The sequence below is a fragment of the Bradyrhizobium altum genome, from assembly GCF_020889705.1.
Taxonomy (GTDB): domain Bacteria; phylum Pseudomonadota; class Alphaproteobacteria; order Rhizobiales; family Xanthobacteraceae; genus Bradyrhizobium; species Bradyrhizobium altum.
The window spans coordinates 18,047-35,418 of record NZ_JACMYP010000062.1; the positions used below are offsets into that span (position 1 = coordinate 18,047).

The following is a 17,372-nucleotide window of genomic DNA, read 5'->3' on the forward strand; positions in this document are numbered from 1 at the left end:
GGAGATGTCCGCAAGCCTGCGCTGTGGAGCCTTCGGTTGGAGATCCAGTGGAGGTATTGCCTGTTCGCCGGCCGGCAAGGTCACGCTGCGAAACGCAGCGTTTCCAGGTCGCTTGTATCCGGCCTGCGGTCGAGGCTGGGGCGATCAGCCCGGAATGACCAGGAAGCCGGCCCGCGGGAAATGCACCACGACCTCGCCTGCGCGTTCGTCGGAGCGGCGGATCGCGATGTGCTGCGCCGACAGCGAGACGATCTCGCCGCGGACCGGGATCTTGCCGTAGTCGTCCGGCATCACGCTGACGATGTCGCCGGGCTTGCGGCCGTTCGGATCCGCAGGGTCGCCGAAAACGGGCGATTCCGGCTGCGCCTTCGCCGCGATCTCGAGCGCGTCGGCTGACGACATCTCCGTGCGCGCGCCGTGGCCGATGGCGCGGATGCGCTGCTCCCAGGCCGCAACGCGCGGCACGTGCTTCATGATCTCGTCGATCGTGGCGACGCTCTGTCGCGCATACCACACGTTCATGTAGGCGCTGACGTCGGCGAGGCTGAACTCGCCGAACAGCCAGGATCGGCCGTCGCCGAGTTGCGCCTCGATCCAGTCGACATTGGCGCGGAACTGGTCGCGCATCTGCGGCAGCGCCGCGGCCATGGCGGCGACATCGAACTTGGCGCCGCGCAGCTTCTCGCGATCCTCGATGAAATCCTGCGGGACCTTGTCGCCGATGAAGCCGAACGCGAGGGTGACCGTGTTCTGGAAGAACGGCCGGTCGGTCCACATGCCGAGCGCCCAGGGCATCCCGGCATGGCCTGCGGGAAACAGCGTCGGCGTCGGATAGCGCCGCTCCAGCTCGCGGATGATGATCTGGGTGTCGCAATAGATGTCCGCGCCGATCTGCATCGTCGGCGTACGGCGATAGCCGCCGGTCATCGGCATCAGGTCCGGCCGCGGCATGATCCGGGAAATCCGTACCGAGTTCCAGGCGAGCTTCTTGAATCCGAAGATGATGCGGATTTTCTCGGAGAACGGCGATTGATCGAAATGATGCAGGATCGGCGTGGGCTGCGACATGGCCTTCTCCCGGAATAGGGCTGCGATCTCCTCGGACCTTGTCGCACAGCCTGACAAGATTTCGGCGGATCGCAACCCATTTCCTCTGGAGAACGACGACGGCGCCGTGCCGTCAGAACGACTCCGCCCATGGCCGCAGGTCGAGCTCCAGCGTCCATGCACTGCGATGCTGGTGATGCAGCACCCAATAGGCGTCCGCGATGGCTGCGATGTTGAGCAGCCCGTCCGGCCCGCGGTCGTCCTTCAATTGCGGACGCATGCTCAGCAGGCGATCGCCCTCGATGCCGCCGTCGACCACGACATGGCCGACATGAATGCCCTGCGGCCCGAATTCCCGCGCCACGCTCTGCGCCAGCGCGCGCAGCGCGGCCTTCGCGGAGGCGAATGGCGAATAGTTGGCCTTGCCGCGCAACGAGCCGCTGGCGCCGGTGAACACCAGCGTGCCGCCGCCGCGCGCAAGCAGGGCAGGGATCGCAGCCTGCGCGAGCTGGAATCCGCCGAGCGCGTGTTCGCGCCAGTGCTCCTCGAAGCGCTGCTCGGTGACCTTGAGGAACGGCGCCGGCCGGTTGGAGCCTGCATTGTGCACGGCCATCGCCAACGGGCCGAGCTTCCCGGCAGCCTCGACGAAGCGGGCGACATCCGCGGCACTTGAGGCATCGCCGACGACATGGGTGACCCTGGCGCCGGTAGCTGCGAGTTCGGCCGCGGTCGCGGCGAGCTTCTCGGCGTTGCGTCCGGCGATCGCGACGGGATAGCCGCCGGCCGCAAAGCGGCGCGCGATCGCGGCGCCGAGGCCGTTGGATGCGCCGACGCCGGCAATCAGCACGCTTCCCTGCACAGCGGTCGGCTCGAGGGCGGATCGGTCGTTCATGGTTCACTCCATCAAGGTGCCCGCGGCGCGGGCGAAATCATTGGTCGGACGCCATCGCGACGATGGCATCGCGCACCGTGCGCAGAATGGCATCGGATCGCTTCGGATCGGTGATGACGCGCGAGATCGCGAGTGCGCCGACCATCGCGCTGACGGCGACGATCGCACGGGTATCGTCATCGTCGCGCAACGTCTCGGCGACCTTGGCGATGAAGGATTCAATGTGCGGTTCCATCACCGCGCGGCATTGTTCGTCGGCGCGGCCGACGTCCGAGATCAGCGCACCGATGGCGCAGCCCGACTTCGGCGAGTCGCGATGGCTGCGGCTGAGATAGCTTCGCACCAGGGTGTTGACGCTGACCGGCTTGTCGGGATCGCGCGAAGCGCGCGCCGACGCCTCACCCAAGGTCAGCGCCTGTTCCAGCGCGGCGGCGATCAGGTCGGAACGCGAGGCGAAGTGGCCATAGAAGCCGCCATGGGTCAGCTTCACCTGCTGCATCAGACTTCCGATGCTGAGCGCGTCGAGCCCCTTGTCGCGGATCTGCGTCGCAGCCTCGTTCAGGATGCGCTCACGGCTCCTGGCCTTGTCGGCCTGGGAATGGCCCATTTCGCAGTGCCCCTGTTTGACTCTCTTCCTGGATTATGACCATCATGCATCTGGATGACAACTATCATCCAGAAAATTTCAGTCACAAAGCAGGGAGGAACAGATGTCCGGCAGCGCGAGCGAAGGGCGGGTCCGCCACGAGCGGCATGATCACATCCTGAAGATCATCATCGACAATCCGGCGAAGAAGAACGCCTTCAGCCCGGAGATGATGGCTGAGCTGTCCGACGCGCTGACGCTGCTCGACAATGATGACGGCCTCTGGGTCGGTGTGCTGTGTGCCGCCGGCGGCAGCTTCACCGCGGGTCTCGACATGCCGAAATTCTTCGGTCCGACGGCGAGCCGCAAGCCGCTGCCGGAGGGCAACGTCGATCCCTTTGGATTGTCGAAGCGGTGCCGGAAGCCGATCATCACGGCGGTGCAGGGCATCGTGTTCACCGTCGGCATCGAGATGATGCTGGCCGGCGATATCGTCATTGCCGCCGACGACAGCCGGTTCTGTCAGATGGAAGCCAAGCGCGGCATCGCGCCGCTGGCCGGCGCGCATTTCCGCTACATCAGCCGCGCCGGGTGGGGTGATGCGATGTATCACCTCTTGCTGTGCGACGAGTTCAGTGCCGCAGAAGCGCATCGGATCGGCCTCGTGCAGGAAGTCGTGCCGGCCGGTCAGCAGATCGAGCGCGCGATGGCGCTTGCAGAGATCATCGCGCGCAACGCGCCGCTTGGAATCCAGGTGACGAAAGAGGCGGGCCGCAAGTTCATCGAAGCCGGCGAGCAGGCGGCAATTGCGATCATCCCGCAGATCCGCGAACGCGTGCTCAACACATCAGATGCGGCCGAGGGCATCAAGTCGTTCGTCGAGCGCCGCGCCGCGATGTTCCAGGGACGCTAGTCCCCGGGGCGCAAGTCTCAGCGGCGCTCGCTGCGTTCACGATACGTGCTCGAATTGCGGTTGTGACAATGTTGTCGCAGCCGCATCACTTTCGATCACAACGATCGTACGACGACTCTTGTCGAGATTCGTCGAATCAGGGAGATTCGAATCCATTCATTAAATGCTATTTCGTCCTGCTTTCACTCAAGCGTCCGGTATGGATTCCCATGACAAACGCACGAGTAATTGTAATCGGAAATAACAAGGGCGGCTCGGGCAAGTCGACAATTGCCATGCACGTCGCCATCGCGCTGATCAAGGCGGGTCAGCGTGTCGCCACCATCGATCTCGACAATAAGCAGAAATCGCTGACGCACTACGTCCATAACCGGCGGGATTGGGCGCGGGAAACCTCGCTGGATCTCGGTATCCCCGCGCATATGTGCTTTGAGACGGTCAGCGGCAGAAGCAGTGAGGTCGAGACGCTCGGCCGCAGCGCGCTTGCCGAGATCGTCGAGCGGCTCAGCCGGTCGCACGATTTCGTCGTCATCGACTGTCCCGGTCACGACACCTATCTGACGACGTTCACGCATTCGCTGGCGAACACGCTGATTACGCCGCTGAACGACAGCTTCCTCGACTTCGACGTGCTCGGCACCGTCGATCCTAACGACTTCAAGGTGACCGGCATCAGCCACTATTCGAAGATGGTGGAGGAAGCGCGGCGCGAGCGCCGCGCGCAGGATCAGCCGGCATTCGAGTGGGTGGTGCTGCGCAACCGCCTCTCGACGATCGGTTCACGCAACAAGCGGCTGGTCGGCGAAGCCCTCAACGAACTATCGAAGACGCTGAATTTCCGCCTGGTCGACGGTCTGGCCGAGCGCGTGATCTTCCGCGAGTTCTATCCGCGCGGATTGACGGCGGTCGACGATGTCAATCAGCTCGCGCTCGGTGGCCGGCCGACCATGTCGCATGTCACCGCATGGCTCGAGATGGAGCGGCTGATGACCGCCATCATGCTGGGTCACCTGGTGGCGCGCCCGGCGGAATCTTCCGACGTCAGCCGCGACGCGGCGTAGGCGAGGTTGGATCGCTACCGGCAGTTGGTGTTGCCCGCATTGGCAACGGTCAGGAACGTGATCGTTGCGGGAGCGAAGTCGATCGCTCCCGCCGGGGCGGGCTCGCCATTCAGGGCGGGCATCTGGTCGGAAGCCCCAAGCACAAGCGCGCGGCCATTGAGCTGAACATTGCCGTCGACAGGTTTTTCGCTCGCCAATGTGTAGCGTTGCGAGGCGGCCGACAGCGTCAGCTTGCGCCGCATCCGCCGATCATTGTTGATGACGAGCAGGGCTATTCCATCAGGCAGATCGCGCGCGCAATGCGCATAGACGTGGAGACCGGGTTGCTCGCCGACGCCGGCATCGAGCACGGTGGTTCCCATCAGCCGTCGCCATAGCAGCGCGGCCCAGTAGTTCGGCCGCGGCAGATGGGTTTGTTCGTCGAGCAGCCCGTAGTCGCTCGCCGCAAGCGTGTTGTGCATCACTACCTGAACGCCCGCCTTGGCGAGCCGCCCGAGCTGATCGAGATAGCGGAACGTATCGGTGAAGGTCGCGGCCCAGCGATTGCCGCCGCACGCGGTCTCTGCGGTCTCGGTCAGCCAGACCGGCCTGCCCGGTGCAAGCCGGTCGCGCAGCGTCCGGTAGAAGGCGAATGTCTTGCCGGTTCGTGCCAGCCATCGGTCTGACAAGGCCAGCTGTGCCGTGCGATCGCCGGAGCATCGCGCCGAGAGCGCGCCATAATGATGGTAGGAGACCACGTCGATGCCTTGTGCCGAAACCGCGAAGCGCGCTTGAGCATTCGCGCCGGTGCCGATCGTGCCTGGGCCGAGGATCGTCACGTCGGGTGCGGCGTCCTTCATGAATGCGCGGAACGTTGCAAAATCGCGGCCGTAAGCTGCGGCATCGTAATGCTCCGGGGCGCCGCCGATGGCCGGCAGGTCGGGCTCGTTCATGAATTCGGCCGCGGCGATCCGGCCGCCGGTCGATTTTGCGAAAGCGAGAAGCTGCCGGGTCTGTTCTGAGGTCCATCGGCCGTCAGCGCCACGCGTGCCGGCGCTGATTGCAAAGGACGTGACAATGGGAGCGTCGACGGCGTGCGAGAAGTCGATCACGCTCCGCCACTGCTGTCGCGTCAGGACGCCGTTGAAGCCGGCCGGCGGCGCGGCAGGTGGGGCGTCGGAATCCGCAAAGAACGTGCTATTGGCCCAGGTTCCGCTCACGCGAAGGTAAGCCGGAGCGAGCGCTGCTGCGAGCTTGCGTAGCCTGCCGTCCTGCAGATCGATCGGCGTGCGCGCCGCGAACCGTTCCGGCTTCGCACCCGGCCGTGCGGCGGCATAGGGCTTCCAGAATCGTCCGCCGGTCACCTCGACCATCTCGATGTTGTAGGACAGGAAGCGTGGGTCGATGGTCGCTACACGCGGCATGGCGGCGACGTCAAGCGTCAGCTCCGCCGCGGCCGCCTTCGCCTGGGCAAAGGCCGCAATGGCCAGCACAACGACGCATGCGAGGCGTCGAGGAGGAAGGACCCGATGGTCGCGCATAAGGGCTTCGCGGCGTTCTCAATGGCGCTTCGCCGCAGCATGCCGCTGCAGCTTCTCAGGATCAACTCGATGGCGGGCCGTGCGGCTCGTTCGCGATGCGATCCCATAGCGCGCGGATCATGTCCTTCATGACCAGCGCGTCCTGCCAGCGGTCGGACAATTCCCTGCCGTCGGGCCCGGTGATCGCATAGGGCGGGGGACCGAGCTCGCACAGGAAGGTCAGGGTCGCATCGGGCCCGGCGCGCTTGCGCCAGGAGCGGATGCCGTAGTCCCACCAGCCCATGAATAGCGACACCCAGCCCTGGTGCTGCGGAAAGCCGAGCGAGATCTGCACCTGCTCGCGGCTCGCGATGCGGCCGTGGATGCCCCAGGCATTGTCGAGGATGCGATGGATCATCGCATGATTGACGTCGTCGACCGGCCACGCGAATTCACGTCCGACCAGATAATGCGAGAGATCGGCGGTCAGCCGCAGATCGGGAAAGCAGTCGAGCAGATCGAGCATGAAGAACAGGTCGGTCGTCATGCGATCGCGATGGGTCTCGACATGCACGGCGACGCCGGCCTCCGCGGCAAGCCGCCGCCAGCCTTCGAGCAGGGGAATGCAATCTGCGATCCGGCGCGGCCGAATGTCCGGCTGCAGGTTGACATGATCGGCGCCGAGCTGTGCCACCAGCTCGAGCACCGGTTTCAGATCATCGACACTCTTCGGATAGCATTGCGCCTGCCAGATCATGCCATGCGCGCGAAGGAAGCTCGTTACTTCGCGCGCGAAGGCAGGATCGACGAAGCGCACGCCGGCGCCGTCAAACCCGGCATCGCGGATCATCGCGAGCTGGGTTTGCAGCGGCCATTCGTCCTCATCCGCCAGCCGTCGCTCCATCGCCCAGAGCGACTGCAGGACGTGCAGCTGCTGCGCCACCGATCAGGCCCGCGCCGGGATCGCCGCAGGCAGCTCGGCCTGCTCGCTCGCGTCTTCGGCGATGTTCTCCTGATAGGTCTCCGGCCCGATCCAGATCGCAACCACCGTGCAGACGGACAGGAACATGGCGTAACAGGCGACCGGCCACCAGGTGCCGTAGGCCGCCACCAGCGCGGTGGCGACGAACGGCGCCGGGCCGCCCGACAGCAGCGAGCCGAGCTCGCGCGCGAAGGCAAAGCCGGCGAAGCGGCGTTGCGGCGGGAACAGTTCGGCAAAATACGCCGCCTGTGGCCCGAACATCGCTGCCGTCACCACGGCGCGCGCCAGGATGAAGGCGAGCGCGATCATGATCCACTCCTTGGTGCCGACCATCTAGAAGAACGGGAAGGAAAGCGCCACGCCGGCCAGCGCGCCGAACATGTAGACCGGCCGCCGTCCGATCCGGTCCGACAACGCCGCGAAGCCAAGTATCGCAAACAGCTCGATCGCGAAGGCCAGCATCAGCGCGCTGAGCGCCTCCGCTTTCGGCACGCCCAGCGTCGTGATGACGTAGCTCAGACCGAACACCGGGAAGAAATAGCCGAGCCCGTTCTCGGCCATCCGCGCGCCGAGCACGACGAAGAAGTTGCGCGGGTGCCGGCGCAACGCCTCCATCGCCGGATTGCTCTCGACCTTGCCGCGCGCGACCACCGCCTGGGTGTACACCGGCGTCTCGGTGATCCGCATGCGGACGAAGATGCCGACGACGATCAGCAGGAAGCTCGCCAGGAAGGGCAGGCGCCAACCCCAGCTCATCAGGTCCTCACGCGGCAGCATCGTCACCAGCGCGAAGGCGGCGGCGGCGAGCAGATTGCCGACGGAGACACCGAGCGGCGCGAAGCCGCCCCAGAAGCCGCGATGCTTCGGCGGCGCGTTCTCCACGAGGTAGATCACCGCGCCGCCATACTCGGCACCGGCGCCGAGACCCTGGATGACGCGCATCGCAACCAGAAGGATCGGCGACCAGACGCCGATCTGCGCATAGGTCGGCAGGAAGCCGATCGCGGTGGTGCCGATGCCGATCATCAACAGCGTTGCGACCAGCACCGGCTTGCGGCCATAGCGATCGCCGAGGATGCCGAACAGCAGGCCGCCGAACGGCCGCACCACGAAGCCGACGCCGAAGGTCAGGAACGACAGCAGCGTGCCGACCGCCGGATCGCTCTTTGGAAAGAACAGCTCGCCGAACACCAGCGCGGCCGCGGTGCCGTAGAGGAAGAAGTCGTACCATTCGAGCGCGGAGCCGATGCTTGCGGCCAGGATCACACGCAGGCGCGATGTGCGAGCGCCATCTCTTGCCATCTCGGTCATTCGTTTCCCCGTTATTTTGATTTTTGTGTCTTGAATGCAGCAATGCCCGCGGCTTGCCGCGGGCATTGTCGTCAGTCTCAGGCGGCGCGCGTGAAGTAGGATTTCTTCGCCGCCGACTGGGTCTCGTAGATCGATCCCTGTCGTTTGGCCGGCGGCAATGGCATCCGTACCGGCACGTCGGTCAACCGTGGTGCGACCACCGGCGGACCCGCCAGCAGGCGGCCGTTGAATTCGTCGAAGTCCTTCACGCCCATCAACGGCCAGGCGTCGCTGGCGGCCACTTCATAGAGCAGCAGGTTGCGCGGCCGGTTTGATGTGTTGGTCGCCGAGCCGTGCAGCGCGCGCACGTGGTGGAACGACATGCTGCCGGCCTTGCCCATGCAGGGCACCGCGCGCTTGATGTCGTCCTGGATCTGGTCCGGATCGATCAAGCCTGCGAAGCAGCCGTCCTCGCCGTGATGATCCCACATCGTGCTGCCGGTGTGCGATCCCGGCGTCACCAGCATCGGGCCGTTTTCGATATCGCAGTCGTCGAGCAGCACGCCGATCGCGAGGATGTCGTCATTGGTGTGCGGATAGAATGCCCAGTCCTGATGCCACTCGACCGGCGAGCCGTATTGCGCCGACTTCATGTTGAGCTTGGCGCCGTGCAGCCGGAGCCCGGGGCCGATCAACTTGGTCAGGATCGAGATCACGGCGGGGCTGCGGACGATCTCGTCGAAGATCGGGTGCACCTTGTGCGGCGCCTTGATGCGGCGGACGCGCGGGGTCTCCGGCGTATGGCCCGGCTCGAGGTCGTAGACGTCGGTGTGCTCGCTCACAGCGGCCGCGCCCGCCACCAGTTCTGCGAGCACCGTGCGTACGTTGCCGAGCGTCTCCTGGTTGAGCACTTCGGGGACCACGATCACCCCGTCGCGCTTGTAGGCCTGGGCCTGCTCGTCTGAAATCATGCCGTTTCTCCCATTTTGTCCATGTTAGCGCTAACATGGCGTGATGCTAGCGCTAACATAATGGCTTGGCAACCCGGAATCGTGCAGGGTCCGGCCCATGAGCTCCGACCTGACCGAACCCGGAACCGGCCCGTCCGGTGCCGCGCCCACCCTCTCAGAGGTGGCCAAGCGCGCCGGCGTCTCCTCGATCACGGTGAGCCGGGTGGTGCGGATGCCTGACCTCGTCGCCCCCGAGACCCGGGCGCGGGTCGAGCGGGCGATGCGCGACCTCGGCTATGTCCCGAACCTGGTCGCAGGTGCGCTGGCGAGTGCGCGGACCAATTCGGTCGGCGTGCTGGTGCCGACCATCGCCAACTCGATCTTCGCCGACACGGTGCAAGGTCTGTCCGACAAGCTCGAGCCGCTCGGCTTCTCCGTGATCCTGGCGCAGTCGCGCTACGACGCGGTGCGCGAGGACCGCGTGCTGGCAGCGCTGCTGTCGCGGCGGCCCGAGGCGATCATCATGGTCGGCTCGCCGGCGACCGAGGAGGGCAGCCGCCTGCTGCGCAATGCGCGGATTCCAATCGTCGAGACCTGGGATCTGCCGGCAAACCCGATCGATGCGGTCGCGGGCTTCGACAATTACCAGGCCGGCGTCGCTGTCGCGAAGCATCTGGTTGCGCAGGGGCGCAGGCAGCTCGCCTTCATCGGCGGCGACGATCCGCGCGGCACGCGGCGCTGGTTCGGCTTCAGGGACGAGGCACTGGCAAGCGGCCTATCCGAGCCGCGCCGGCTGATCCTCGACCGCAAGGACTCCGGCAGCGTGGCGGCGCATGCGCGCCTGCCCGATGTCGACGCGGTGTTCGCCGCCAACGATGCGCATGCGATCGGCTTCATGTCGGGGCTGCGCAAGGCCGGCCTGCTGCGCGACGGGCCTGCATCGGCGCAGCCGGTCGCCGTGATCGGGCTCGGCGATCTCGAAATGGGCCAGCTGATCTCGCCGACGCTGAGCACGATCAGCGTGCATGGCGACGCGATCGGCCGCACCGCGGCGACGCTGATGCTGGAGCGCGGCGGCGAGCGCCGCATCGATCTCGGCTTCGAGCTGGTGCTGCGCGACAGCGGTTAGCGGTTCTGCCGGTCTGGGGCGGACCTAGCCCTTATTGTCTGTGGCCCAGCGGTCGATGCCGGCGAACATTGCCGCGACCAGGCACCCGGCGATGATGCCGAAGGTCAGATCCTTGAACACCGTCAGCGCAAATGTCGTGATCAGCACCGCGGCGCTGCGTCGATCCCTGATCAGGCGCAGGAATTCCTCCTTCTCTGCCATGTACCAGCACACCACGACCAGGACCGCGGCCAGCGCAGAGAGCGGAATGTAGCTCGCAAGCGGTGCGGCGAGCATCATGAACGACAGCAGGAACGCCGAATGCATCATGCCGGACAGCGGGCTGCGCGCTCCGGCCCGGATGTTGGTGGCGGTGCGTGCGATCGTGCCGGTGACGCTGATTCCGCCGAAGAATGCGGAGGCGACGTTGGCGATGCCCTGCGCCACCAGCTCCATGTTGGAGCGATGCTTGCGGCCGGTCATGCCGTCGGCGACCTTTGCCGAGAGCAGGCTCTCGACGCCGCCGAGCAGCGTGAAGGAGAGCGACGCCGGCAGGATCTGCACCAGCAGCGCCCAGGAAAATTCCGGCAGATGCGGCACCGGCAGGCCGCGCGGAATTTCGCCGAACCGGCTGCCGATGGTCTCAACCGGCAGATGCAACAGCAGCGCCGCGACCGAGGCGATCGCAATCGCGATCAGCATCGCCGGCAAGGCCGGACGCCAGGCGCGCAGCGCGAAGATCACGGCCGCCGAGCCGGCGCCGACCGCGAGCGCCGACCCGTTCAGGGTCGGCAGCGCGTGGCTCAGCGCCGCGAGCTTCGGCAGGAAGGGCCCGGGCTCGCTACCGGCAAGCGTCAGCCCGCCAAGATCGCGCAGCTGGCTGGCCAGAATGGTGACCGCGATTCCGCAGGTGAAGCCGACGGTGACGGGATGCGGAATGTAGCGGATCAGCGAGCCGAGGCCCGACGCGCCGATCAGCGTCAGCGTCAGTCCGGAGACCAGCACCGTGAGCAGCAGCCCTTCGACGCCGAACTTCGCGGCCGTCGCCGCGACGAGCACGATGAAGGCACCGGCCGGCCCGCCGATCTGATAGCGGCTGCCGCCGAGGGCAGAGACCAGGAAGCCGCCGACGATGGCCGTGAACAGCCCGCGCTCCGGTGTCACGCCCGAGGCCACTGCGATCGCCATCGATAGCGGCAACGCGACCACCGCGACGGTCAATCCTGCCATCAGGTCGTGTCGGAAGGCACCGAGGCCATAACCTTCGGTCAGGGTGGTGACGAGTTTCGGACGATAGAGGTGTGCCGTAGAAGAGCCGTCAGGCATGAGGATAACCACCGGGCAGGGGATGAAGAAAACGGGTGCGCTCGCTGTGTGCGAGAAACATGCTTGGGATTTTTGCGATGGGCGAGACCGCCGCTGGCGGGGAGCGAGGAGTTGCGTTCATTCGGCAATCTTCCGGTAGACGTCTGCAGCGCGGCGCAGCAGGCGGCTCTTGCGCTTGCGCTCGTGCACGCGCTGGTGCTTGGCCTTGCGTTCGTCGACGCGCCGCGCGAGGGCATCGGCACTTTCGAGCAGCGCGCGACGGACCTCGTCATCGTTCAATTCGCCGAGCAGTTGTTGTCCCTTGCGCAGATGCTTGAGTACGGTCCGCCATGACGCGTATTCGTCGGGGGGCAATCCGCCTTCCGAGAACTCGATGGCGTAGCGCAGCCGCTTGCTGGCGAGACGGACGCGGTGACGCTTGTTCTTGCCCATGCCCTGCAGCCCGCGGCTCTTCTGGCACAGCTTGCCATGCCAGCGCGCCAGCCGGCGCGCATGAAAGACCGAGACCGGCACGGCGCGCCGTTGCGCGGCACGGCGGTTCTGCCGCGTGCTCCAGGGGCCGCTGCCGATCCAATCCCACATGCCGTCGAACCATTGCCAGTAACGGTCGCTTTGCAAGGCTTCCTTGAGCGCTTCGAACGCATTGGTTCGGGCTGTCTGGAGCATGCGCTCTTCCGGCAGCCCTTTGCTGTTGTCGATCGCAACGTCGAGGTCGCGCGTTGCGCTGAGATAAGCGCTCAGCCATTTCAACTCGGATTTCAGTCGCGTCCATTCGCTGTCGGCCACCATCGGGCCGTAGAAGGCGATCGCCGCCTTCAGCCGCGTCAGTGCAATGCGGGTCTGATGGAGCGCTGTGGGATCGCCGGAGCTCAGCGCCTCGTGGTTGGTTGCGACTTCCTCGAGGCATTCGGACAGGATCAGGCGAAACGCGGTCTCACAACGCATGGCTTCGCTGAGATGGCGCAGCCGCTTTGGGCGGACAATGCGCTCCCTGTCCGAACTTGCCGCTGACGTCATGACACTCTCGTGACCCCGCCCGAGCCGCAACGCAAACCACGGCCCCCGGATTGAAGATTTCCCGTTTGACCGTTGTCGATCAAGGGTTTTCTGCTGGAGCGCAGTGCAGCGATCCGGCGGCGCGATCAAAATGTCGCAATCAACCCGGTCGCGGGGCCTCATTCCAGTCAATTGGCAAGGCTCGCCCCGTCGGGGAGCACCAAATCGGAAGATATTTCGTGCGCGAAATATCTTGATGTTTCGCATGCGAAATATATAACAGCGGCATGAGAGCGGAACACCGGCTGATCTTTCTTCTGACCGTGGCCTATCGGCGGCTGCAGCGCGCCATCGAGCAGGAGACCGCTGCGCACGATCTGACGTCGGCGCAGGCGGGCGTGCTGTTCTTCCTCGGGCGCAATGACGGCGCGCTGATCGGCGACGTCTCGCAGGCGCTCGACATCGTGCCGTCGGCGATGACCGGGCTCGCCGACCGGATGGAGCGTGCGGGCCTCGTCAAGCGCCGGCGCGACGGTGAGGACGGGCGCAGCCAGCAGCTCCATCTGACGGTGGCCGGGCAGGAGCTAGGCAAGCGCGCCGCAACGCGGACCAGGGTGATCAACAACCGCCTGATGGACGGATTTTCGGAAGCGGAAATCGACGTGGTGTCGCGCTGGCTGACCAGCCTGCAAGAGAAGTTTCCGAAAGACAAAGACGGCTAGCGCGTTTTCAAAGCGAAGTGGGTACCGGTTCGCGTCAAGAAAACGCGTCCAACAAGCAGCAAGCAACAGGAGTGAGACATGAGTGAAGTGGTCGTAGCGCTGGACGGTGGCGTTCTCACCGTGACGATGGCGCGTCCGGACAAGAAGAACGCGATCACCAACGCGATGTATGGCGCGATGGCCGACGCGCTCGAACGCGCGGAAGGCGATTCCGCAATCCGCGCCGTGCTGCTCCAGGGCGACGGCGACAGCTTTACCGCAGGCAACGACCTCGCCGACTTCGCGGCGGTGTCGCGCGGCGTGCAGGGCGAGCGTCACGTGACGCGCTTCCTTGCCGGCCTTGCCAAGGCGACGCGGCCGCTGGTTGCCGCGGTGCAGGGCAATGCGGTCGGCATCGGCACCACCATGCTGCTGCATTGCGACCTCGTCTACCTCGCGCCGACTGCGCGGCTGATCACGCCGTTCGTCAATCTCGCGCTGGTGCCGGAGGCGGCGTCGACCTATCTGCTGCCGCAGCGCATCGGCTATGCGCGGGCCTATGCGATGTTCGCGCTCGGCGAGCCGGTCGAGGCGGAGACTGCGGTTTCCATCGGCCTTGCCAATGCCGTGGTGCCGCTTGCCGATCTCCGCGCCAAGGCACGCGCCGCGGCGGAGGCGCTGGCGAAGCGGCCGTTCGGCTCGCTCCAGCACACCAAGGCGTTGATGCGCGATCCCGCAGGGATCAGCGCGCAAATGGCGCGCGAGGGCGAAATCTTCCAGCAGCGGCTGATGAGCGCGGAAGCGCGCGAGGCCTTTGCCGCCTTTGCCGAGCGTCGGCAGCCTGATTTCTCCAAGATCACCGGATAGACCCGGAGCCTGGGGCCGTCACGCGTGGCGTCCCCATCGCTTTGGGGTTGACGGCTTCGCCGGCATCGAACATCTCGTGTCAGGGCATGGCGCAACCGGCGAGGCGAGGCATGAGCGACAGTCACACGCTGCGCGGCGATGGAATCGCCGCGACAATTCAGGCGCAGGGCGCCGAACTGTCGTCGCTCAGGAATGCCGAAGGGACCGAACTGCTGTGGCAGGCCGGCCCGCAATGGCCGCGCCATGCACCGATCCTGTTCCCGATCGTCGGCCGGTTGAAGAACGACACGCTGCGCCACCATGGCAAAGCCTATCCGATGACGCAGCACGGCTTTGCGCGGGATCGCCGCTTTGCCTGGCTGGAGCGGGGGCCGCGATCATGCAAGCTCGCGCTCACCGACGACGCGGAAACCCGTACGCGTTACCCCTTCGCATTCAGGCTCGAGATCACCTACACCGTTGATGGCGCCGATCTCGATGTCGCCTTCGATGTCATCAACACCGGCGACGAGATACTACCGGCCTCGCTCGGTGGTCATCCCGCCTTCAACTGGCCGCTGGTGCCGGGGCTGCCGAAGGAGGCTTACACGCTGACCTTCGGCAAGACTGAACCTGCACCGATCCGGCGGCTGAAGGATGGATTGATGCGGCCGCAGCCTGAACCCAATCCGGTCAAGGGCAGAACGCTTGCGCTGTCGGAGGAGCTGTTCGATGACGACGCGATGGTCTTCGATCAGGTCGCAAGTGCATCGATCCTCTTCACGGCGACACTAGGCCCGGCAGCAGCCACACAAGGCCCGGCGATCGAAATTTCCTGGCGCGGCTTCCGGCAACTCGGCATCTGGTCGAAGGTCAGCGGCGCGCCGTTCCTCTGCATCGAGCCGTGGCACGGTTTTGCCAGCCCCGCAGAGTTCGACGGCGAGTTCGCCGACAAGCCCGGCTTGATGCAGATCGCGCCCGGCGCGCGTCAGTCGCTGAGCTATCGTATTCGCGTGAGCTAATCGAAGATCAGGTCAATGCGCGCGAGAGCTGAGCGCGCTGGTGATCGCACCCACTGACGGCGGGTTTTCATGCGCCCAGGCCTCATGCGCGGCCAGATCGCGGTAGTGCTCGGCCATGCGCAGCAGCCGCTCGCGAATACCGGTATCTTTCTCGCCCTTGGCTTGATCAGCCAGCTGTGCGGCGCGTTCGAGAAGCGTTTTCGGATCGATCACGACTAGCTCCAAATCCGGTTTCGCCAAGCGGACAACTGTTATAGTCAAGCACAGTTCCTGCCACGCTTTGATGACGGCGCGATCAGAGCTGGAACAAGCCAAGCCCTTCCATGACGTCGCGCCTGGTGCGCTCGGTAATCTCCCGCGCCGTCAGGGTTCCGCGCCTGATCACCTCAGTGACGTGGTCGCGATTGGTCGCCAGCTCGGCGCGCCGCGTGCGGATCGGTGCGATCAGGGCTTGCAGGATGTCCTCCAGCCGCCGCTTGACGGTCGTATCGCCGAGACCGCCGCGCCGATAGCGCGCCTTCAGTTCCGCGACGGCGTCGTGATCGTCGTCGAACGCGTCGAGATAGGTGAAGACGACATTGCCCTCGACCTTGCCGGGGTCGGCGACGCGCAGGTGATCGGGATCGGTGAACATCGCGCGCACCGCGGCCGAGATGTCATCGGGTGAAGCCGAAAGCGGAATCGCGTTGCCCGCGGACTTGCTCATCTTCGCGCGTCCATCGACGCCGGGCAGCCGCCCCGCACGCGGGATGATAGCTTCGGCTTCCTGTAGCAGCGTACGGCCCGCGAGCGCGTTGACCCGCCGGACGATCTCGTTGGTCTGCTCGATCAAGGGCGCCTGATCCTCGCCGACCGGCACGATGGTGGCGCGAAACGCGGTGATATCGGCGGCCTGCGCCACCGGGTAGCACAGGAAACCCGCCGGGATGTCGCGTCCGAAACCGCGCGCGCGGATCTCGTCCTTGATGGTGGGGTTGCGTTCCAGCCGCGCGACGGTGACGAGGTTGAGATAGAGCATCGACAGCTCCGCCAGCGCCGGGAGCTGCGATTGCAGGCAGATCGAGGTTCGGCCGGGATCGATCCCGACGGCAAGATAATCCAGCGCGACCTCGATGACGTTGCTGCGGACCTTGCCGATGTCGTGCGCATTGTCGGTCAGCGCCTGCATGTCGGCGAGCAGCAGAAACTGCTCATGGTTGTCCTGAAACGTCAGGCGGCTTCGGAGCGAGCCGGCGTAATGGCCGAGATGCAGCGGCCCCGTGGTGCGGTCGCCGGTGAGGATGATCGGTTTGGTCATTTGTATCTCCATTCGGTTGAATGGGGACACCGCATGCGGGCTGGATGAAGCCAAACAAAAAGGCCGCCCGATGCGGCGGCCCCGAAAATGCATGAACGCGTTCGGCCCGCCTGTCAGTCGGCGAGCCACCAGAAATTGGCGATGAGGTTCGAGCGGTTCATGCCGTAGCCGATAGGGTAAACCTGCGACGCGGTCAAGATATCGACAATCCTAGAGCCCCGTTCCGATTGAAATCGGAACGGGGCTCTAGATTTTTGTCTTGACGCGTTTTCTTTACGCGAACCGGTACCCACTTCGCTCGAAAACGCTCTAGTTGAACGCCATGCCGCCGCTCATCGCGATGGTTTGCCCGGTCATGTAGGGGTTGTTGACCAGCAGCATCACGGCCTGCGCGACCTCCTCGGCGGTGCCGAAGCGGCCGATCGGGATCCGGCTGACCAGGCCGCTCTGCCCCTTCATCATGTCGGTCTCGATCAGCGACGGCGCGACGGCGTTGACGGTGATGCCCTCCTTGACGAGGCGCGCGGCATAGCCGCGGGTCATGCCCTCCATCGCCGCCTTCGATGCGTTGTAGTGCGGCCCGATCGCGCCACCGCCGCGCGCAGCACCGGAGGAGATGTTGACGATGCGGCCCCATTTTCGGGTGCGCATCATCGGCAGCACCGCTTGCGTGCAGAGAAATGCCGATTTGAGGTTGACCGTGATGGTGCGGTCGAAATCCTCTTCGGTGAGGTCGTCGACACCCCTGACGATCGCGATCCCCGCATTGTTGACGAGGATGTCGACCGGTCCGAGCTCGGCTTTGGCGCGCTCGACCAGGCGGGCGACGGCGGCAGCTTCCGAGACGTCGGCGCCG

18 protein-coding genes and 1 pseudogene are annotated in these 17,372 nt (G+C 65.4%); 6 read left to right on the forward strand and 13 right to left on the reverse strand.

Annotation, left to right across the window (positions count from 1 at the left end; translation table 11 throughout):
- Nucleotides 1-144: 144 nt before the first annotated feature.
- The 3 genes from H8B02_RS17380 to H8B02_RS17390 all read right to left on the reverse strand — a co-directional run bounded on the left by H8B02_RS17380 (nucleotide 145) and on the right by H8B02_RS17390 (nucleotide 2,546).
- Nucleotides 145-1,068 carry a glutathione S-transferase family protein gene (locus tag H8B02_RS17380; RefSeq protein ID WP_229167352.1) on the reverse strand — a complete coding sequence of 308 codons (924 nt, stop codon included), beginning with the start codon at nucleotides 1,066-1,068 and terminating at the stop codon, nucleotides 145-147.
- Between the two features lie 112 nt (nucleotides 1,069-1,180).
- Nucleotides 1,181-1,939: an SDR family NAD(P)-dependent oxidoreductase gene (locus H8B02_RS17385; protein ID WP_229167353.1), complete on the reverse strand. Its 759-nt coding sequence runs from the start codon at nucleotides 1,937-1,939 to the stop codon at nucleotides 1,181-1,183.
- A 37-nt stretch (nucleotides 1,940-1,976) separates the two neighbouring features.
- On the reverse strand, nucleotides 1,977-2,546 hold the full coding sequence (locus H8B02_RS17390) for a TetR/AcrR family transcriptional regulator (RefSeq protein WP_229167354.1): 570 nt from the start codon (nucleotides 2,544-2,546) through the stop codon (nucleotides 1,977-1,979).
- A 103-nt stretch (nucleotides 2,547-2,649) separates the two neighbouring features.
- On the opposite strand from H8B02_RS17390, the gene H8B02_RS17395 reads away from it, so the two are divergent.
- Both H8B02_RS17395 and H8B02_RS17400 read left to right on the forward strand, forming a co-directional pair.
- A complete protein-coding gene (locus tag H8B02_RS17395; protein WP_229167355.1) occupies nucleotides 2,650-3,438 on the forward strand; it encodes a crotonase/enoyl-CoA hydratase family protein in 789 nt (262 codons plus the stop codon).
- 209 nt (nucleotides 3,439-3,647) lie between these two features.
- Nucleotides 3,648-4,499 (forward strand): division plane positioning ATPase MipZ, encoded by an 852-nt coding sequence (locus H8B02_RS17400; protein WP_283842201.1) that lies wholly within the window; start codon nucleotides 3,648-3,650, stop codon nucleotides 4,497-4,499.
- 14 nt (nucleotides 4,500-4,513) lie between these two features.
- Here the strand turns inward: H8B02_RS17400 and H8B02_RS17405 are convergent, their stop codons facing one another.
- From H8B02_RS17405 to H8B02_RS17425, 5 genes are all read right to left on the reverse strand, one after another.
- On the reverse strand, nucleotides 4,514-5,971 hold the full coding sequence (locus H8B02_RS17405; RefSeq protein ID WP_229167357.1) for a hypothetical protein: 1,458 nt from the start codon (nucleotides 5,969-5,971) through the stop codon (nucleotides 4,514-4,516).
- Nucleotides 5,972-6,080: 109 nt separating this feature from the next.
- Nucleotides 6,081-6,941, reverse strand: a complete 861-nt coding sequence (locus tag H8B02_RS17410; protein ID WP_229167358.1) for a sugar phosphate isomerase/epimerase family protein — start codon at nucleotides 6,939-6,941, stop codon at nucleotides 6,081-6,083.
- 3 nt (nucleotides 6,942-6,944) lie between these two features.
- Complete coding sequence (locus H8B02_RS17415; RefSeq protein ID WP_229167359.1) at nucleotides 6,945-7,289, reverse strand: MFS transporter; 345 nt, start codon at nucleotides 7,287-7,289, stop codon at nucleotides 6,945-6,947.
- Nucleotides 7,290-7,313: 24 nt separating this feature from the next.
- The gene (locus H8B02_RS17420) at nucleotides 7,314-8,291 is read right to left on the reverse strand and encodes an MFS transporter (RefSeq protein WP_229167360.1); all 978 of its coding nucleotides are present in this window, start codon (nucleotides 8,289-8,291) and stop codon (nucleotides 7,314-7,316) included.
- Nucleotides 8,292-8,368: 77 nt separating this feature from the next.
- Nucleotides 8,369-9,241 carry a phytanoyl-CoA dioxygenase family protein gene (locus H8B02_RS17425; RefSeq protein ID WP_229167361.1) on the reverse strand — a complete coding sequence of 291 codons (873 nt, stop codon included), beginning with the start codon at nucleotides 9,239-9,241 and terminating at the stop codon, nucleotides 8,369-8,371.
- 97 nt (nucleotides 9,242-9,338) lie between these two features.
- Here H8B02_RS17425 and H8B02_RS17430 point away from each other — a divergent pair, with 97 nt between their 5' ends.
- Nucleotides 9,339-10,349 carry a LacI family DNA-binding transcriptional regulator gene (locus H8B02_RS17430; protein WP_229167362.1) on the forward strand — a complete coding sequence of 337 codons (1,011 nt, stop codon included), beginning with the start codon at nucleotides 9,339-9,341 and terminating at the stop codon, nucleotides 10,347-10,349.
- A 66-nt stretch (nucleotides 10,350-10,415) separates the two neighbouring features.
- Here the strand turns inward: H8B02_RS17430 and H8B02_RS17435 are convergent.
- Both H8B02_RS17435 and H8B02_RS17440 read right to left on the reverse strand, forming a co-directional pair.
- A pseudogene (locus H8B02_RS17435) lies at nucleotides 10,416-11,654 on the reverse strand (SulP family inorganic anion transporter); the annotation flags it as partial.
- A 117-nt stretch (nucleotides 11,655-11,771) separates the two neighbouring features.
- Entirely contained in the window at nucleotides 11,772-12,671 is a 900-nt protein-coding gene (locus tag H8B02_RS17440) for a CHAD domain-containing protein (protein WP_229167363.1), read from the reverse strand.
- Between the two features lie 266 nt (nucleotides 12,672-12,937).
- On the opposite strand from H8B02_RS17440, the gene H8B02_RS17445 reads away from it, so the two are divergent.
- From H8B02_RS17445 to H8B02_RS17455, 3 genes are all read left to right on the forward strand, one after another.
- The gene (locus H8B02_RS17445) at nucleotides 12,938-13,372 is read left to right on the forward strand and encodes a MarR family winged helix-turn-helix transcriptional regulator (RefSeq protein WP_229167364.1); all 435 of its coding nucleotides are present in this window, start codon (nucleotides 12,938-12,940) and stop codon (nucleotides 13,370-13,372) included.
- 78 nt (nucleotides 13,373-13,450) lie between these two features.
- A complete protein-coding gene (locus H8B02_RS17450) occupies nucleotides 13,451-14,218 on the forward strand; it encodes an enoyl-CoA hydratase-related protein (RefSeq protein WP_229167365.1) in 768 nt (255 codons plus the stop codon).
- Nucleotides 14,219-14,328: 110 nt separating this feature from the next.
- On the forward strand, nucleotides 14,329-15,219 hold the full coding sequence (locus H8B02_RS17455; RefSeq protein ID WP_229167366.1) for an aldose 1-epimerase family protein: 891 nt from the start codon (nucleotides 14,329-14,331) through the stop codon (nucleotides 15,217-15,219).
- Nucleotides 15,220-15,231: 12 nt separating this feature from the next.
- On the opposite strand, the gene H8B02_RS17460 is transcribed toward H8B02_RS17455, so the two are convergent.
- The 3 genes from H8B02_RS17460 to H8B02_RS17470 form a co-directional block, all read right to left on the reverse strand.
- Nucleotides 15,232-15,432, reverse strand: coding sequence for a hypothetical protein (locus H8B02_RS17460; RefSeq protein WP_229167367.1), 201 nt, complete (start codon nucleotides 15,430-15,432; stop codon nucleotides 15,232-15,234).
- Between the two features lie 82 nt (nucleotides 15,433-15,514).
- Nucleotides 15,515-16,516, reverse strand: coding sequence for a tryptophan--tRNA ligase (gene trpS, locus H8B02_RS17465; protein ID WP_229167368.1), 1,002 nt, complete (start codon nucleotides 16,514-16,516; stop codon nucleotides 15,515-15,517).
- A gap of 309 nt (nucleotides 16,517-16,825) precedes the next feature.
- On the reverse strand, nucleotides 16,826-17,372 hold a 547-nt coding region (locus H8B02_RS17470; protein ID WP_229167369.1), incomplete at its 5' end, for an SDR family NAD(P)-dependent oxidoreductase.

Bases quoted from the DNA above. Each gene is read 5' to 3' on its own strand.
- H8B02_RS17415 (WP_229167359.1), bottom strand. From the start codon at position 7,289: ATGATCGCGCTCGCCTTCATCCTGGCGCGCGCCGTGGTGACGGCAGCG.
- H8B02_RS17455 (WP_229167366.1), top strand. From the start codon at position 14,329: ATGAGCGACAGTCACACGCTGCGCGGCGATGGAATCGCCGCGACAATT.
- trpS (WP_229167368.1), bottom strand. From the start codon at position 16,516: ATGACCAAACCGATCATCCTCACCGGCGACCGCACCACGGGGCCGCTG.
- H8B02_RS17440 (WP_229167363.1), bottom strand. From the start codon at position 12,671: ATGACGTCAGCGGCAAGTTCGGACAGGGAGCGCATTGTCCGCCCAAAG.
- H8B02_RS17425 (WP_229167361.1), bottom strand. From the start codon at position 9,241: ATGATTTCAGACGAGCAGGCCCAGGCCTACAAGCGCGACGGGGTGATC.
- H8B02_RS17450 (WP_229167365.1), top strand. From the start codon at position 13,451: ATGAGTGAAGTGGTCGTAGCGCTGGACGGTGGCGTTCTCACCGTGACG.
- H8B02_RS17400 (WP_283842201.1), top strand. From the start codon at position 3,648: ATGACAAACGCACGAGTAATTGTAATCGGAAATAACAAGGGCGGCTCG.
- H8B02_RS17420 (WP_229167360.1), bottom strand. From the start codon at position 8,291: ATGACCGAGATGGCAAGAGATGGCGCTCGCACATCGCGCCTGCGTGTG.
- H8B02_RS17430 (WP_229167362.1), top strand. From the start codon at position 9,339: ATGAGCTCCGACCTGACCGAACCCGGAACCGGCCCGTCCGGTGCCGCG.
- H8B02_RS17445 (WP_229167364.1), top strand. From the start codon at position 12,938: ATGAGAGCGGAACACCGGCTGATCTTTCTTCTGACCGTGGCCTATCGG.
- H8B02_RS17385 (WP_229167353.1), bottom strand. From the start codon at position 1,939: ATGAACGACCGATCCGCCCTCGAGCCGACCGCTGTGCAGGGAAGCGTG.
- H8B02_RS17395 (WP_229167355.1), top strand. From the start codon at position 2,650: ATGTCCGGCAGCGCGAGCGAAGGGCGGGTCCGCCACGAGCGGCATGAT.
- H8B02_RS17390 (WP_229167354.1), bottom strand. From the start codon at position 2,546: ATGGGCCATTCCCAGGCCGACAAGGCCAGGAGCCGTGAGCGCATCCTG.
- H8B02_RS17380 (WP_229167352.1), bottom strand. From the start codon at position 1,068: ATGTCGCAGCCCACGCCGATCCTGCATCATTTCGATCAATCGCCGTTC.